This window comes from Pseudomonas sp. HLT2-19-2, from assembly GCF_054898005.1.
Window position 1 is genome coordinate 4,388,066 of record NZ_CM142712.1, and the last position, 14,695, is coordinate 4,402,760.

Sequence of the window (14,695 nt, forward strand, 5' to 3'; positions counted from 1 at the left end):
TACCAATAACGGCAGCGCAGCGCCCGCCAGACCGAGCAATGCGCTGGTCAAGTCCATAACCATAGCCACTCCTGCCAATTGAATAAAGCTTGAAGGTTAACCAAGGCGTCAGGTCTTGGACAGCTCAGTCTTCGATCAGACCAAGCTCCTGCTGGCCGGCAGTTTGAGCAAACGTCCGGCGAAATGTTTGACGTTGGGGTTTTCGCCCAGACGCGGGCTGTCCAGCAACCACTCAGCCACCCGCATCGAAAATCGTTTGGGCGGGGTAACGCTGGGAGGTGTCGAGGTTGCAGAAACTGATACTGAACGAAACTTCATAAAGCACTGTGGGGCAGATCGGAAGGCGCGCCACTCTACTCTTTTTTTCTTACAGGTAAAGCCTAAAAAACCCTGCACGACCGTCCTAGAGCAAGCGCTCGGGACAATCCACAGAAGCTGTGGATAACTCAGTGGACAACCGCCTTTGAACTCTCGCAAAGCCCTATGGAATGGGGCCCGCAGTCAAACTGACGATTTTTTCACCAGCAAAAAAAAGCGATGTTTTTCATTGACTTAAATTTTGGTTACAGGCACCCACTGCGTTTGAAGAGAAAATGACAGCGGCGTGACAACGTGCGTGACAAATGTGCACAAGTCCCTTCGAGGCAGTTATATCGATGCGCTTTTTCGGCGCATTTGAGCGTTAACCCTGGGTATAAACCTTGGCAAACCCGCGACCCAGGCTGATCCTGGACCATTGAACCTCGACTACCAACCGCCGGAATCTGTGCTATTACAGGGCGCTTCTGCGGATAGTGACGTTTCCGAGCGCCAAGCTTGACGTTGAATGAGGGGGGTTAAAGAACTTTTTTCGCAAACACACTTCCCTTTGCCAATTCAATCCGTTAGTATCCGCGGCGTTAGTACCAAGCTGAAAGTCAATTCTGGTCGAACAAATCCCCCCGGTCAGCCTTCCCCAAAGAAGCCTCCACCGACAAAGCGGGATCGACCACCTCGATGGTTTCCAGGTAAACCTTGCGCCAACACAGCCTTTGAATCGAAAGCAAAGGGTGTTGCGAAGCTCACTTACTCTGACCGAACCAACCTGCAAATTGATCAGGATCTTCACCCCGGGCCCAGAACCTTTGCCCTTGATGTGTTGCCTGCCCTCCTAAGTACCTACCTGCCAGCCCAAGCGCGCCAATTTATCAGCGCTTCAAACTGGCTGCTTTGTTCCAGTCGGGTTCTTCGTTCGACCAATGGTGGTCGACGTCACTGGAACGTTTTAACTTTGCACGGTTCTTATCCGTGTCGCTTGTAGGAACACCCAATGACTATGTCTACTCAAATCCACACCCAGGATGCCATCCGCACCCTGACCAACGCTTTTGCACCAATGAACTGCCTGATCATGGCTGCTCGCAAAGGCTGCTTCAGCTTTACTCTGGTCAACGAACACGGCATCGCTCGTCACAGCGAACGCCTGTACCCCGATCAATACTCCAGCGCTGAGCCGCTGCAGGCCGTGATCGATCGTACCCGTCAGGCACTGATTGCCTGACACGCCAGAAAGACTGAAAACCTCAAAAGCCCTGCTCAAAAAGCGGGGCTTTTTATTGCACGAAATTTCTCTTTTCGCTGTCACCGCTTAAGCACTAACCGATATAACGGTTATAACTCGGAGCCGGAAATATTTTAAAAACAGGCCTTTACGGCGCGAATATGACACTACACTTCAACTCAAGCGGATTCATCCGCTTCCGGCGAGCCTGAGTCGATTCACCCGCTGCCAACGCTCCCTTCAGGTATCGCCGACCCTTTCAAGTTTCGAGGGCTTTATGGGTATCGCTGCCAGCGAACTGTGCCGATATGTGATCCGCCCGACGTTGATTTATCTCGGGCGTCATAGCGCAACTGCCGAATCCCTGCTGCTGGGCATCGCCGCCAGCCAGTCAGCTCTGGGTACTGCCCTGCATGACCGCCGTGGACACGGCCTGTACCGAATCGCCGAACCCCGCCATCAGGCACTTTGGGACCACTACCTGGCACTGGACCCGGAACGCGCAAGCCTGGTTCGCGGTTTGGCCAGCCAACATGCTTTCCTGAGTGGTCCGCACCTCGAATTGACCGTCAACCTGCGTTACGCCACTGCCATCGCCTGGCTGCTGGTAGAAGAACAGAACACCCCGCTCCCCGAAGCAGACGACCTGCTGGGAATGGCCCGTATCTGGCGCCAGACCTTCCAGCCTCAAGGACGCCTGAGAGACTTCACCTGCGCCTGGCGAACCTGTGTATCACCGCTGAATCAGGTCGCCTGCTAATCCGCTATTTCCACAAGATCGCGTAAATGCTGCGAATTTGGTTGGATTGTCCTACAAAACCGCTCTAAATCAAGCGATACAGCCTATAGCGCTGGGACGAAAATGTTGGTAATTTTCGCCCCGGTGATCACCAGGAGTTCTAATAATGAAAAAAGTAATGCTCAAAACTACCCTTAGCCTCGCCGTTGCCCTGGCATCCACCCAGATCTTTGCAAGTGGCTTCGCCATCAACGAACAGAGCATCAGCGGGATGGGTACAGGTTTTGCCGGGCGATCTTCATCTGCCGACGACGCAAGCACTATTTTTGGCAACCCTGCCGGCATGTCGCGTCTCAAGCGCGAACAAGTGACCGGCGGCGCCGCATTCCTCGACGCACACACCGATATCAGTGATGCCAGTTCCCGTCCGAACGGTGGCACCAACGACGGCGATATGGTTCCATTCATCGCCGTGCCGATGGGCTACTACGTCAAGCCAATCGACGAGCATTGGGCATTCGGTGTGGGCATGTACGCGCCATTCGGTCTGGTGACCGATTATGAAAACGGCTTTGCCGGCCGTTATTTCGGCAGCAAGAGCGAAGTAAAAATCGTAACCCTGCAGCCAACCGTCAGCTACGCCTTCAACGACAAGGTGTCGATCGGTTTCGGGCCGACCATCAACCGCATTGACGGCAAGCTGGAATCGAACGTGTCGCTGGTGCCGCGAACGGAAGGCAACGTCAAGATCAAGGGCGACGACACTGCGCTGGGCTACAACATCGGTGTCCTGGTTCAAGCCACCGACAGCACTCGCGTCGGCCTGACCTACCACTCGAAAGTGAAGTACAAGCTTGAGGGCGATACCAAGGTCAATTACAGCCTGCTCGGCGCACTGGGTCAGAACCCAAGCCAGAAGTACGACGCGTCGCTGGACATCACCACGCCTGAGTCGGTCGATTTCTCGGTTACTCACCAGCTGGACGACCAATGGACTCTCTACGCAGGCAGCACCTGGACTCGCTGGAGCCGCCTGAAAGAAATCTCCGTCGAGAACGAAGGCGTTCCTGCCGCTCTGGCCGCACGCGGCTTTGGCACCATCACTGAAGAACAGAACTGGCACGACACCTGGGCTCACGCCATCGGCGCTTCCTACAAGCTGAACAAACAATGGGTCCTGCGTACCGGTTTGTCGGTTGACCAGGCACCGACCAATAACGAAAACCGTTCCCCACGCATCCCGACTGGCGATCGCAAGATTTTCAGCCTGGGCGCTGGTTGGAGCCCGACCGACGACCTGACCATCGACGTAGCGTACTCGTACCTGGTCGAAGAGTCGGTCAAGGTCAACAACAGCAACGGCCGCCAGACCTATAGCGCCAAGTATGAAAACTCGGCGAACGGTTTCGGTGTCGGTGCGACCTACCGCTTCTGATGATTCCCGGCGAGCCTGAACCACTCGCCGCATGAATCAAAAAAGCCCCGCTCTCTTGTACAGAGGCGGGGCTTTTTAACGGGCGTCGATCAGGGTTTCGAGGCCAGGGCTTTCTCCACGGCCTGGATGAACTCAGGATCGTCAGGCGTGGTCAGGCTGGAGAAGTTGGCGATCACCTTACCCTTGCGATCGACCACATATTTGTAGAAGTTCCACTTCGGCGCAGTGCTCTGCTTGGCGATGATCTTGAACAAGTGAGTCGCGTCATCACCGCGGACTTTCTGCGGTTCAGTCATGGTGAACGTCACGCCGTAGTTCACGTAGCAGACCTTGGCAGTCTCTTCGCCATCCTTGGACTCTTGCTTGAAGTCGTTGGACGGAACGCCGATCACCTCCAGCCCCTGATCCTTGTAACGCTGATTCAGCGCCTCAAGGCTTTTGAACTGCGGGGCAAAACCACAGAAGCTTGCGGTATTGACCACCACCAGCGGTTTGCCGGCGAAGCGCTGGCACAGGTCGATGGATTCCTTGGCGCGCAGCTTGGGCAACGAGCCTTGCAAAAGGTCCGGGCACTCTGCCGCTTGAACCCATCCACTAAACGCTACCAGTAATGCGGGAACTGCGAGCCAGCGCATCAGCATGTCGGTGCATCCTTGAGAAGTCGTCAAAAACGAAGTTACTCGCCATCACCTCCTGCTAGCAAGTACCCATGCCCAGTTGCATCAACGCCAGCCCGCCCTGATGCCAGCCCCACCACGACAGGGCCAGCAGCAATGCGCAGACAGCGATGACAGCGATCCGCGGCCAGAGGCTGTTCATAGCGCACTCATCTGTGTTTGCAGACGCGCCACCGGTCGCTCACGCACCGGCCAGTTCAGGGCTGCGGCCAACAGGCTCAAGAGAATCGCTACCTGCCAGATCAAGTCATAGCTTCCGGTTCGGTCGTACACCACCCCGCCCAACCAGCCGCCGAGGAACGATCCGAGCTGGTGAAACAGGAAAACAATCCCACCGAGCATGGACAGATTTCGCACGCCGAACAAGGTCGCGACGGTGCCGTTGGTCAACGGCACCGTCGACAGCCACAGAAACCCCATCGCCATGCCGAACAGGTACGCGGTGGTCGTCGTGACTGGCGCCCACAGGAACAACCCAATCACCACTGCCCGCAGCAGGTACAGGCCGGTGAGCAAACGCGGCTTGGACATCCGCCCGCCGAGCCAGCCCGCCGTGTAGGTACCGAAAATGTTGAACAGCCCGATCAACGCCAGCACCGTAGTGCCGACAGTCGCCGGGAGGTGCTGATCCACCAGATAAGCTGGCAAGTGCACGCCGATGAATACCACCTGGAAACCGCAGACAAAGAAGCCGAATGCCAGCAGCCAGAACCCTGAATGGGAACAGGCTTCGCGCAATGCTTCGGAGAGCGTTTGTTCATGGCCGAACACCGGTAGCGGCTTGTCCTTGAGCATGCTCACCAGCGGCACGATCAGCGCCACCAACAGGCCCAACACCAGTAACGCAGCAGACCAGCCGAGCCAGCCGATCAACCCCAGCGTACCGGGCAACATGGCGAACTGGCCGAAAGAACCGGCGGCGCTGGCAATGCCCATGCCCATGCTGCGTTTCTCTGGCGGCACCGCGCGGCCGACCACGCCAAGGATCACTGAGAACGAAGTGCCCGACAGGCCAATACCGATCAACAAGCCGGCACTCAGGGACAAGGTCACGGCCGAATCCGACAGGCCCATGAACACCAGACCCAATGCGTACAGGACACCGCCGACCAGCACTACTTTCGCGGCGCCAAAGCGGTCGGCCAGCGCGCCAGTGAAGGGCTGCGCCAGGCCCCAGATCAGGTTCTGCAAGGCAATGGCGAAGGCAAACGTCTCGCGCCCCCAGCCGAACTCGGCACTCATCGGTGCCAGAAACAGCCCGAAGCCGTGCCGTACGCCCAAGGACAATGCGAGAATCAGCGCACTCCCCAACAGAACCCAACCGCACGTACGCCACATCGATGTCATTCTTATTCTCCGGTAGCGGGTATATACCCGCTTAAGATCGGAAAAACCGGCATCACGCCAGCTCGTCCAGCAGTCGCAGCAAGGTTTCACGTTTCTCGGCACCCAAGCGATCAATCAACCGCTGTTGCGCCGCTTCCCACGCCGGCAAGGCCGCTGTCAGCCGTTCAACACCGGTCTCGGTGAGCATGACGATGCGGTTGCGCATGTCTTCGCCCTCGACCAGCATCAGCAGGCCTTCGCCTTCCAGCACCCGTAGATTGCGCCCCAAGGTGCTGCGATCCAGCCCCATGGCCTCGGCCAACGTGGAAATACTCGGTTTATCCAGACGCTGCAAATTACACAGCAGAGAATACTGGGCAACGTTGATCCCGAAGCCGTCGAGAGCGCCGTCGTAGTGCCTGCTGACGCCGCGGGCGGCGCGACGCAGGTTGATGCATAAACATTGGGAGTCGAGCATGGTGCGTGTATATACCCGCGGTTAACTGAATGCAAATTATTAAGACATGTTACCTGTAGGAGCGAGGCTTGCCCGCGAAGAACGAAAGCGCGGTTTTTCTGCAAGACTACGGTGCGTTCTTCGCGGGCAAGCCTCGCTCCTACAAAACTAATGCAAGCCCTACGATCACCGTCATTTCCAGGATTTCCAGCAACGCCCCCGCCGTATCGCCCGTCGTGCCGCCCAATCGGCGCAGCATCACTTGTCGCAACCAGACAAACACCAACGCCGCCAACGCCACTGCCAACACGCCGCTGAGCCCGGCGATCAAAACACACGCCAACGCACTGACCGCCAACACCTGCTTGCCCGCCAAACGTGGCAGATGATCGGCCAGCGCTTGCCCCAACCCCCCGGCACGCACATATGACGTGGTCAGGAATAACCCCAGCATCGCGCTGCGCCCAATCATCGGAACGATAATCAGGACAACGGCGTGTTGCTGCTCGATCAATGCCAGCAACGCGGCGAACTTGAGCAGCAACACCAACACCAGCGTCACGACCGCAATCGGGCCGCTGCGCGGGTCCTTCATGATCGTCAACGTGCGCTCGCGATCACCGAACCCACCGAGCCACGCATCGGCGCTATCGGCCAGGCCGTCGAGGTGCAAGGCACCACTGAGCAACACCCAAACGCTCAGCAACAGCGCTGCATGGAGCAACAACGGGGTGCCGAGTAACAGCCAGTTGAACGCCCATAAAATCCCGCCAAACAGCAGGCCGACGAGGGGGTAAAACAGCAGCGACCGTCCCGACTCCTGTGGCGTCGGCATGCCCGGCAGACGAACCGGCAAACTGCTCAAAAATTGCAGGGCGATCCAGAACGGCAACATGGTCAGGTCGCTTCCCTTAACAACACGCCGGATTCGACCGACAGCGAAAACAACGCACCATGCCCGACTTCGACGTTGAGCAACTGCTCACGAGGCAAACCCCGCGCCTGAGCCAGCAACAAACGCATGACCCCGCCGTGACTGATCAGCAACACCCGCTCGCCGGCGTAGGCGATATGCAAACGCTCAACGGCCGCCAACACCCGCGTCGAAAAATCCACGACCGGCTCACCCTCAGGCGGCGTAAACGCATAAGGGTCGGCCCAGAACACTCCCAACGCCTCGGCATCGGTTTCCATCAGCGCCGCGGCGCTCTGCCCTTCCCAGGCGCCGAAGTGCAGCTCCTGCACGTCTTTATCCAACTGCACCGGCAAACCCAGTTGCGCGCCGAGTTCTTGTGCAAATCGCGCACAACGCTGCAACGGCGAGCTGACCAAACGATCCCATGGCCCCTGCTCGATCACCGCTGCGCGCATCTGCGCCCAGCCCTTGTCGGTCAGCGCATCGTCGAGGCTGCCGCGCAAGCCGCCGCCGAGTTCGGTTTCGCCGTGGCGCAACAGGTCCAGGCGCAAGGTCATGCCGGACGGTCCGCCACGGCGGCCTCGGCGAAGGTCGCCATCTGCCCGTGAAGATCGCACGCCAGACGCAGCAACGGCACGGCCAACGCCGCGCCACTGCCCTCGCCCAGACGCAGGCCGAGGTCCAGCAGCGGTTCGGCATTCAAGGTTTCCAGGACATGACGATGACCCGGCTCGGCGCCGCGATGACCAAACAACAGCCACTGACGGCATTCAGGATTCAATTGCACCGCCACCAATGCCGCGACGCTGCAAATGAAACCGTCCACCAGCACCGCGACACCATCCTGGGCACACGCCAGATACGCGCCGACCAGCGCAGCTATTTCAAAACCGCCGAGGTTGTACAGGGTTCGCAGAGCATCGCCGCGTTGAGCGTTGTGCAATGCCAAAGCGCGCTCGATAACCAGAGCTTTATGGCTGACACCCGCGGCGTTCAAACCCGTGCCCGGCCCGGCCAGATGCACCACCGGGCAATCGAGCAAGGCACAGGCCAACGCGCTGGCCGCGGTGGTATTGCCGATGCCCATCTCGCCACCGATAAACAACTGCGCACCGGCCGCGATGGCGCGCTGCACGCTGTCGCGGCCAGCCTGCAAAGCGAGTTCGCCTTGAGCCGGTGTCATGGCCGATCCTTCGACGAAATTCGCCGTGCCCAGGCCGATGTTCAAGTGACGCACACCCGGCAAATTCAACGACGGCGTGACGGTCCCGAGGTCGACCACTTCCAGGGGGGCCCCGAGTTGCCGCGCCAACACGCTGATCGCCGCGCCACCGCTGACGAAGTTGTGCAGCATCTGCCCGGTGACTTCCTGAGGAAATGCCGACACCCCTTCCGCGACCACGCCGTGGTCACCGGCAAAAATCGCGATCCACAGCTGATCGAGTCTCGGCTTGACCTGCCCCTGTAACCCGGCCAATTGCACGGCCACCGACTCAAGCCGACCGAGGGAGCCGGCAGGCTTGGTCAGCTGCTGTTGACGGGCCTGTGCCTGCTCGACCGCTTGAGCATCGATCGGCTTACAGGGGTTCAGCCACCAGGATTGAGTCATAACGCAGTTCCTTTCAAAGTCAGGGGCAGGCCGGCGACGGTCAGGACAACTCGCTCACAGCGCTCGGCCAACGCTTGATGCAGCCAACCGGCTTCATCGACATAGCGGCGGGTCAATTCGCCCAGCGGCACGACACCCATGCCGGTCTCGTTGCTGACAAAAATGATTTCACCCGGCAGCGACGCCAGGCAGTCCAGCAACGCATCACGTTCGGCTGACAGACGCTCGGTGTCGTCGAGCATCAGCAGATTGGTCATCCACAACGTCAGGCAATCCACCAGCAGGCACCGATCGGCGCTGGCGGTTTCGCGCAGGACGCGGGCGAGCGCCACAGGCTCTTCGATCAACGCCCATTCGGCCGGACGACGGGCGCGGTGATGGGCGACCCGTTCGTTCATTTCACCGTCGAGCGGTTGACTGGTGGCGATGTAAGTCACCGTCAGAGCGCTGTCGGAGGCGAGTTTTTCGGCCAGGCGACTTTTGCCGGAACGGGCGCCGCCGAGGATCAGTTGCAGCATGGTTCATTCCTTCAAATTGTCGGTGTGGCGACGGGCCTCTTCGCGGGCAAGCCTCGCTCCTACAGGACCTGAGCGCGCTTGATCCTGTAGGAGCGAGGCTTGCCCGCGAAGGCGTCCTAAAATACACCTCAAAACCCGCAGAGCTCACGCAGCAGTCGGGTATCCAGATGCTTTTCCACCAGATCCGCCAGCCGCTCGATATCGCGCTCTCGCAACGCGTGATAATCCACGTCCTGCACCGCCTGCAAACCTGCCCAGCGCAACAGCGCACTGCACGCTGCAGGCGATTCAAACAGCCCATGCAGATAGGTGCCGAAAATCTGCCCGTCCTCGCTTTGCGCACCGTCGCAGCGACCGTCTTCCAGCTGCACCGCGGCGTTTTCCAACGCCGGCCCGGTGGTCACGCCGGCATGAATTTCATAGCCGCTGACCGGCGCGTCTTCCAGCGCCAGACGCCCGCGCACATTGCGCAATTGCTTCTCTTCTTCGAGCTGGGTTTCGAACGCCAGCAAACCCAGACCGACGCTGGAACCGGGTGCACCTTCGAGGCCCAGCGGGTCGTGTACCTGATCACCGAGCATTTGCAGACCACCGCAGATGCCCAGCACTTTGCCGCCATAACGCAGATGACGACTGATCGCAGTATCCCAGCCATTGGCCCGCAGATACGCGAGGTCGCTGCGCACGCTTTTCGAACCGGGGAGAATCATCAGGTCGGCCGGTGGAATCGCCTGGCCGGGGCCGATGAATTGCAGATCCACCTGCGGGTGCAAGCGCAGCGGATCGAAATCGGTATGGTTGCTGATGCGCGGCAGTACCGGCACCAACACTTTCAGCACCTGGTCAGCCTTGTCGGTCTGACGCTGGTCGATGCCGTCCTCGGCTTCCAGGTGCAGGTCCATCACGTAAGGCAGAACGCCGATCACCGGTTTGCCGGTACGCTCTTCCAGCCAGTCGAGGCCCGGTTGCAGCAAGGCGATGTCGCCGCGAAAACGGTTGATGATGAAGCCTTTGACCCGCGCCTGCTCGCTGGGCGACAGCAGTTCCAGGGTGCCCACCAGATGCGCGAAAACCCCGCCGCGATTGATGTCGGCGATCAAAACCACCGGGCAATCCACCGCCTCGGCAAAGCCCATGTTGGCGATGTCGCCAGCGCGCAGATTGATCTCGGCCGGCGAGCCCGCGCCTTCGACCATGACCACCGGATACGCCGCGCTCAGCCGCTCATGGGAGGCCAGCACCGCTTGCATGGCGATGGTTTTGTAGTCGTGATAGGCAACGGCGTTCATCGTCGTGACCGCACGACCATGGATGATCACTTGGGCGCCGGTATCGCTGTTGGGTTTGAGCAGCACCGGGTTCATGTCGGTGTGCGGCTCAAGGTTGGCCGCCTGAGCCTGCACCGCTTGCGCGCGACCGATCTCGCCACCGTCGGCGGTCACGGCACTGTTGAGTGCCATGTTCTGCGGCTTGAACGGCACGACGCTCACGCCCTGACGCGTGACCCAGCGGCACAACGCCGTCACCAGCGTGCTTTTACCGGCGTCGGAAGTGGTGCCTTGCACCATTAATGTGGCGCCTTGCACCTTCAACGTAGTCATTGGGTTTCCCTAGCGTAGGCTTCGAACGCTTGCGCGAGACGTGTCCAGTCGGCTTCATCGGCGGGCAAACCGAAACGCAGGCTGCTGTTGTGCGTGAACAAACGCAGCAGAATGCCGCGCCGGGCCATGAACTCATGCAGTGCTTCGGCGCGTTCGGTGATCAGCCATTGAAACAAGGCGCAGCCGCCCTGGGGTGTGAAGCCGTGCTGTTCAAGCAGCAGCGCCAGACGCTCACTGGCCTCTTCAGCGCGAACCCGTTGCCGGGCATGCCCTTCGGTATCCAGCAGACAAGCCTGGCCCAGCACCCGCGTCGGCCCGCTGACCGCCCACGGTCCCACTTGCTCGGCCAGCAATTTGAGCAACTTGCGCTCCGCCAGCACGAAACCCAGGCGCACACCCGCCAGACCGAAAAACTTGCCGAAGGAACGCAGCACGATCATCCCGACCTGATGGGCAAAAGGTGCGAGGCTCAGCGACGGCGTGTTGTCCATGAACGCCTCGTCCACCACCAGCCAGCCACCGCGCTGGGCCAGCCGCGAGTGCCAGTCGAGCAACCGCCTCGGTGTCAGGCTCAGGCCAGTAGGATTGTTCGGGTTGACCACCACCAGCACGTCGAGGCTGTCGAGATAGAAGTCGACTTCCTGCTCCAGCACTTCACGCACGATGTAGCCATGGCGTCGCCACGCTTCGGCGTGTTCGGCGTAACACGGCGAGAGCACGCCGACCTTGCCCGCCCGGCGTAAACGCGGCAGCAACTGGATCGCCATTTGCGAACCGGCCACCGGCAACACCTGTGCGGCACCGTAATAATCACAGGCCGCCTGCTCCAGACCGTCATCGGTTTCCGGCAAACGCGCCCAGGCCCGCAACGGGATCTCCGGGACCGGAAACGGCCAGGGTGCGAGGCCGCTGGACAGGTCGAGCCAATCGGCTTCGGCGATGCCGTACTCGAGCGCCGCCTTGCGTAACCGACCACCGTGCTCAAGCATAGAATTCAGCCCCCACGCAGAGGATCAGCAACCATAACCATACCCCGCGCTGGACCAATTGCCAGCCACGGTCGATGGAGTCGGCGTCCGCCGGCACGCCTTCGCCCAATTGTGGACGCTGATGCAGTTCACCGTGATAAATCGCCGCCCCGCCCAACTCGACACCGAGCGCACCGGCACCCGCCGCCATCACTGGGCCAGCATTCGGGCTGTCCCAGGTCGGGCCTTGGGTGCGCCAGCACTTTAGAGCGAGTCGGGTTTTGCCCAGCAGCGCGTAGGTCAACGCCACCAGGCGTGCAGGAATGTAATTGAGGATGTCGTCGATCTTTGCCGCCGCCCAGCCGAAACGCTCGAAGCGTTGGTTGCGGTAACCCCACATCGCATCGAGGGTGTTGCTCAATCGGTAGAGCACCACACCGGGCGCGCCGGCCACGGCAAACCAGAACAACGCGGCAAACACCGCGTCACTGCCGTTCTCCAGCACCGATTCGGTGGCAGCCCGGGCGACTTCGGTTTTACCCAGTTCGCTGGTCTGGCGACTGACCAGATAACCCACGCGTTTGCGCGCCTCGTCCAGATCATCGCTGCGCAGGGCTTTGGCCACCGGTTCGACGTGTTCACCGAGGCTGCGCAGGCCGAGGGCGCAATAGAGCGCGAGAATTTCGACGATCCAGCCGACATAGGGCGCCCAGGAAAACGCCGTGGCCAGCAACGTCAGCGGCAACACTGCAATTACCCAGGCAGTGACGCCATGACTGCGCCAGCCGCGACCGCCGGAGTTGAAACGTTGCTCGATGCGATCGGCAAAACGGCCGAACGCCACCAGCGGATGCCAGCGTTTGGGTTCACCCAGCAGCGCATCCAGCGCAACCGCGGCGACACTCAACAACGCCACACTCATTGACTCACTCCCCAATAATTTTCGTACAACAGCTCACTGAGCGGACGCGCCTGCGCCCAGCCTTCGAGTACCAGCATCGGCGCCGGATAAAATTCCTTGACCGGCCCCAGGCAAAGAACGGCTAAGGGTTTGGCGCCGGCCGGCAAACCCAGCAGGTCCGCCAGGGCTTGCGGCTCGAACAACGACACCCAGCCCATGCCCAGTCCTTCGACGCGGGAGGCCAGCCAAAGGTTCTGAATCGCGCAGGACAACGAGGCCATGTCCATTTCCGGCAAGGTGCGACGGCCGAAAATATGGCGCTCGCGATCGTCCATCAGCGCGGCGACCAACACTTCGGCGCAGTCGTTGATGCCTTCGACTTTCAGCTTCATGAATTCGTCGGTGCGCTCGCCGAGGGCTTCGGCGGTGCGGATGCGTTCTTCTTCCACCAGTAGCTGGATCTTGCCGCGCAGGGCTCGATCGCTGATGCGGATGAACCGCCAGGGCTGCATCAGGCCGACACTCGGTGCCTGATGCGCCGCTTCGAGCAGGCGCCGCAGTAATTGCGGCTCGACGGTGCCGCCGCTGAAATGGCGCATGTCACGGCGTTCGGCGATGGCTCGGTAGACCGCTGCGCGTTCGGCTTCGGAGAAGGCGTTGTCAGTCATGGCCTCTTCGCGGGCAAGCCCGCTCCCACAGGATTTTGGTCAGGCGCAAATAGCGCGGCAACCGCCGATGGATTGGACGGAAAATAGAAGTGCACATAAGAGGCGGTCATCCGCCCTTCACGATAAATCGCCTCTGCCCCACGCCCGCCGTTAGGGCTCAGGCCACGAGCGATTGGCTCAAGCTCGGTACTGGTCAGCGAATGGTGATAGGTGTGCCCGCGCAACGAACCTTCCGGCAATTCGACCGCCTGCAACGCCAACGCGGCCAGACGTTTTTGCATCACCGCCTCCCCTGCCAGCAAGCCGACCAATTCAGCGCGAGTGCCCTCGACATCGGTCAACGAGTCGAGCAGATACAGCATGCCCCCACATTCGGCCAACAACGGTTTATCCGCCGCATGGTGAGCGCGGATTGCAGTCAGCATTGTGGTGTTCTGTGACAGCGCCACATGATGCAATTCGGGATAACCACCCGGCAGATAAAGACTGTCTGCCTCCGGCAGTTGCGCATCACGGATCGGCGAAAAAAACAGCAACTCGGCGCCCATGGCGCGCAGCAGATCCAGGCTTGCGCCGTAGGTGAAGGCAAACGCTTCATCTCGGGCCACGGCAATTCGCACACCGGCCAGCAACGGCTCGGCAGCGATCACATCAGGAACCGCGAATTCCACCGCCGGTGGCAGCGCGACCTCGCAACTGCTGGCCAGTGCATCGGCCGCTGCATCGAGGCGCAGGTCGAGATCGTTCAACTCGCTGGCCTGAACCAGACCCAAATGACGACTCGGCAATTCGATCCCGGTTTCCCGGGACAACGCGCCGTACCAGCGCAAGCCTTCGGTCAGGCTGCCTTCGAGCAATTGTGCGTGACGCACTGTGCCAACGCGGTTGGCCAACACACCGGCAAACGGCAAATCCGGCTGATAGCGCGCCAGCCCCAACGCCAGTGCGCCAAAGGTCTGGGCCATGGCGGTGCCGTCGATCACACCCAGCACCGGCACACCGAAGTGTCGCGCCAGATCAGCGCTGGACGGCGTACCGTCAAACAGCCCCATGACGCCTTCGATGAGGATCAGGTCGGCTTCGCCGGCGGCTTCCCACAACAGACGACGACTTTCCTGCTCGCCGACCATCCACATGTCCAGTTGATACACCGGCGCACCGCTGGCGCGCTCGAGAATCATCGGGTCGAGAAAGTCCGGGCCGCACTTGAATACGCGAACCTTGCGCCCCTGATTGCGATGCAAACGGGCCAGCGCGGCGGTGACGGTGGTCTTGCCCTGACCGGAAGCCGGCGCGGCAATCAGCACCGCCGGGCAGTGACGGCTGATTTTCATAAAGTA

Annotated in this window: 16 protein-coding genes and 1 pseudogene; 3 read left to right on the forward strand and 14 right to left on the reverse strand. The window is 60.4% G+C overall.

Annotated features, from left to right (window positions below):
• Positions 1–138: 138 nt before the first annotated feature.
• Positions 139–318, reverse strand: a pseudogene (locus ACYZTU_RS20345) (sel1 repeat family protein); the annotation flags it as partial.
• A gap of 997 nt (positions 319–1,315) precedes the next feature.
• On the opposite strand from ACYZTU_RS20345, the gene ACYZTU_RS20350 reads away from it, so the two are divergent.
• The 3 genes from ACYZTU_RS20350 (at position 1,316) to ACYZTU_RS20360 (ending at position 3,714) form a co-directional block, all read left to right on the forward strand.
• On the forward strand, positions 1,316–1,540 hold the full coding sequence (locus tag ACYZTU_RS20350) for a hypothetical protein (protein ID WP_034156218.1): 225 nt from the start codon (positions 1,316–1,318) through the stop codon (positions 1,538–1,540).
• Between the two features lie 277 nt (positions 1,541–1,817).
• A complete protein-coding gene (locus tag ACYZTU_RS20355; RefSeq protein ID WP_449645686.1) occupies positions 1,818–2,300 on the forward strand; it encodes a hypothetical protein in 483 nt (160 codons plus the stop codon).
• A gap of 145 nt (positions 2,301–2,445) precedes the next feature.
• Positions 2,446–3,714 (forward strand): OmpP1/FadL family transporter, encoded by a 1,269-nt coding sequence (locus ACYZTU_RS20360; protein WP_461965025.1) that lies wholly within the window; start codon positions 2,446–2,448, stop codon positions 3,712–3,714.
• Between the two features lie 89 nt (positions 3,715–3,803).
• On the opposite strand, the gene ACYZTU_RS20365 is transcribed toward ACYZTU_RS20360, so the two are convergent.
• The 13 genes from ACYZTU_RS20365 to ACYZTU_RS20425 form a co-directional block, all read right to left on the reverse strand.
• Positions 3,804–4,355, reverse strand: coding sequence for a glutathione peroxidase (locus ACYZTU_RS20365; protein WP_461965028.1), 552 nt, complete (start codon positions 4,353–4,355; stop codon positions 3,804–3,806).
• Positions 4,356–4,410: 55 nt separating this feature from the next.
• On the reverse strand, positions 4,411–4,533 hold the full coding sequence (locus ACYZTU_RS20370) for a hypothetical protein (protein ID WP_461965030.1): 123 nt from the start codon (positions 4,531–4,533) through the stop codon (positions 4,411–4,413).
• Positions 4,530–5,738, reverse strand: a complete 1,209-nt coding sequence (locus tag ACYZTU_RS20375) for an MFS transporter (RefSeq protein WP_461965032.1) — start codon at positions 5,736–5,738, stop codon at positions 4,530–4,532. Before ACYZTU_RS20375 ends, ACYZTU_RS20370 begins: the two co-directional genes overlap by 4 nt.
• A gap of 52 nt (positions 5,739–5,790) precedes the next feature.
• Positions 5,791–6,195: a MarR family winged helix-turn-helix transcriptional regulator gene (locus ACYZTU_RS20380; RefSeq protein WP_461965034.1), complete on the reverse strand. Its 405-nt coding sequence runs from the start codon at positions 6,193–6,195 to the stop codon at positions 5,791–5,793.
• Positions 6,196–6,334: 139 nt separating this feature from the next.
• Positions 6,335–7,069 carry an adenosylcobinamide-GDP ribazoletransferase gene (locus tag ACYZTU_RS20385; protein WP_461965036.1) on the reverse strand — a complete coding sequence of 245 codons (735 nt, stop codon included), beginning with the start codon at positions 7,067–7,069 and terminating at the stop codon, positions 6,335–6,337.
• Between the two features lie 2 nt (positions 7,070–7,071).
• Entirely contained in the window at positions 7,072–7,647 is a 576-nt protein-coding gene (gene cobC, locus ACYZTU_RS20390; protein ID WP_461965039.1) for an alpha-ribazole phosphatase family protein, read from the reverse strand.
• Entirely contained in the window at positions 7,644–8,699 is a 1,056-nt protein-coding gene (cobT, locus tag ACYZTU_RS20395) for a nicotinate-nucleotide--dimethylbenzimidazole phosphoribosyltransferase (RefSeq protein WP_461965041.1), read from the reverse strand. The genes cobC and cobT overlap by 4 nt, the downstream gene beginning before the upstream one ends.
• Positions 8,696–9,217: a bifunctional adenosylcobinamide kinase/adenosylcobinamide-phosphate guanylyltransferase gene (gene cobU / locus ACYZTU_RS20400; RefSeq protein ID WP_461965043.1), complete on the reverse strand. Its 522-nt coding sequence runs from the start codon at positions 9,215–9,217 to the stop codon at positions 8,696–8,698. The genes cobT and cobU overlap by 4 nt, the downstream gene beginning before the upstream one ends.
• 128 nt (positions 9,218–9,345) lie before the next feature.
• Positions 9,346–10,818 carry a cobyric acid synthase gene (locus tag ACYZTU_RS20405; protein ID WP_461965045.1) on the reverse strand — a complete coding sequence of 491 codons (1,473 nt, stop codon included), beginning with the start codon at positions 10,816–10,818 and terminating at the stop codon, positions 9,346–9,348.
• On the reverse strand, positions 10,815–11,807 hold the full coding sequence (cobD, locus tag ACYZTU_RS20410) for a threonine-phosphate decarboxylase CobD (protein ID WP_461965047.1): 993 nt from the start codon (positions 11,805–11,807) through the stop codon (positions 10,815–10,817). Before cobD ends, ACYZTU_RS20405 begins: the two co-directional genes overlap by 4 nt.
• Entirely contained in the window at positions 11,800–12,708 is a 909-nt protein-coding gene (gene cbiB / locus ACYZTU_RS20415; protein WP_461965048.1) for an adenosylcobinamide-phosphate synthase CbiB, read from the reverse strand. Before cbiB ends, cobD begins: the two co-directional genes overlap by 8 nt.
• Entirely contained in the window at positions 12,705–13,355 is a 651-nt protein-coding gene (gene bluB / locus ACYZTU_RS20420; protein ID WP_461965050.1) for a 5,6-dimethylbenzimidazole synthase, read from the reverse strand. Before bluB ends, cbiB begins: the two co-directional genes overlap by 4 nt.
• Positions 13,352–14,689 (reverse strand): cobyrinate a,c-diamide synthase, encoded by a 1,338-nt coding sequence (locus tag ACYZTU_RS20425; protein ID WP_461965052.1) that lies wholly within the window; start codon positions 14,687–14,689, stop codon positions 13,352–13,354. Before ACYZTU_RS20425 ends, bluB begins: the two co-directional genes overlap by 4 nt.
• Positions 14,690–14,695: the final 6 nt, after the last annotated feature.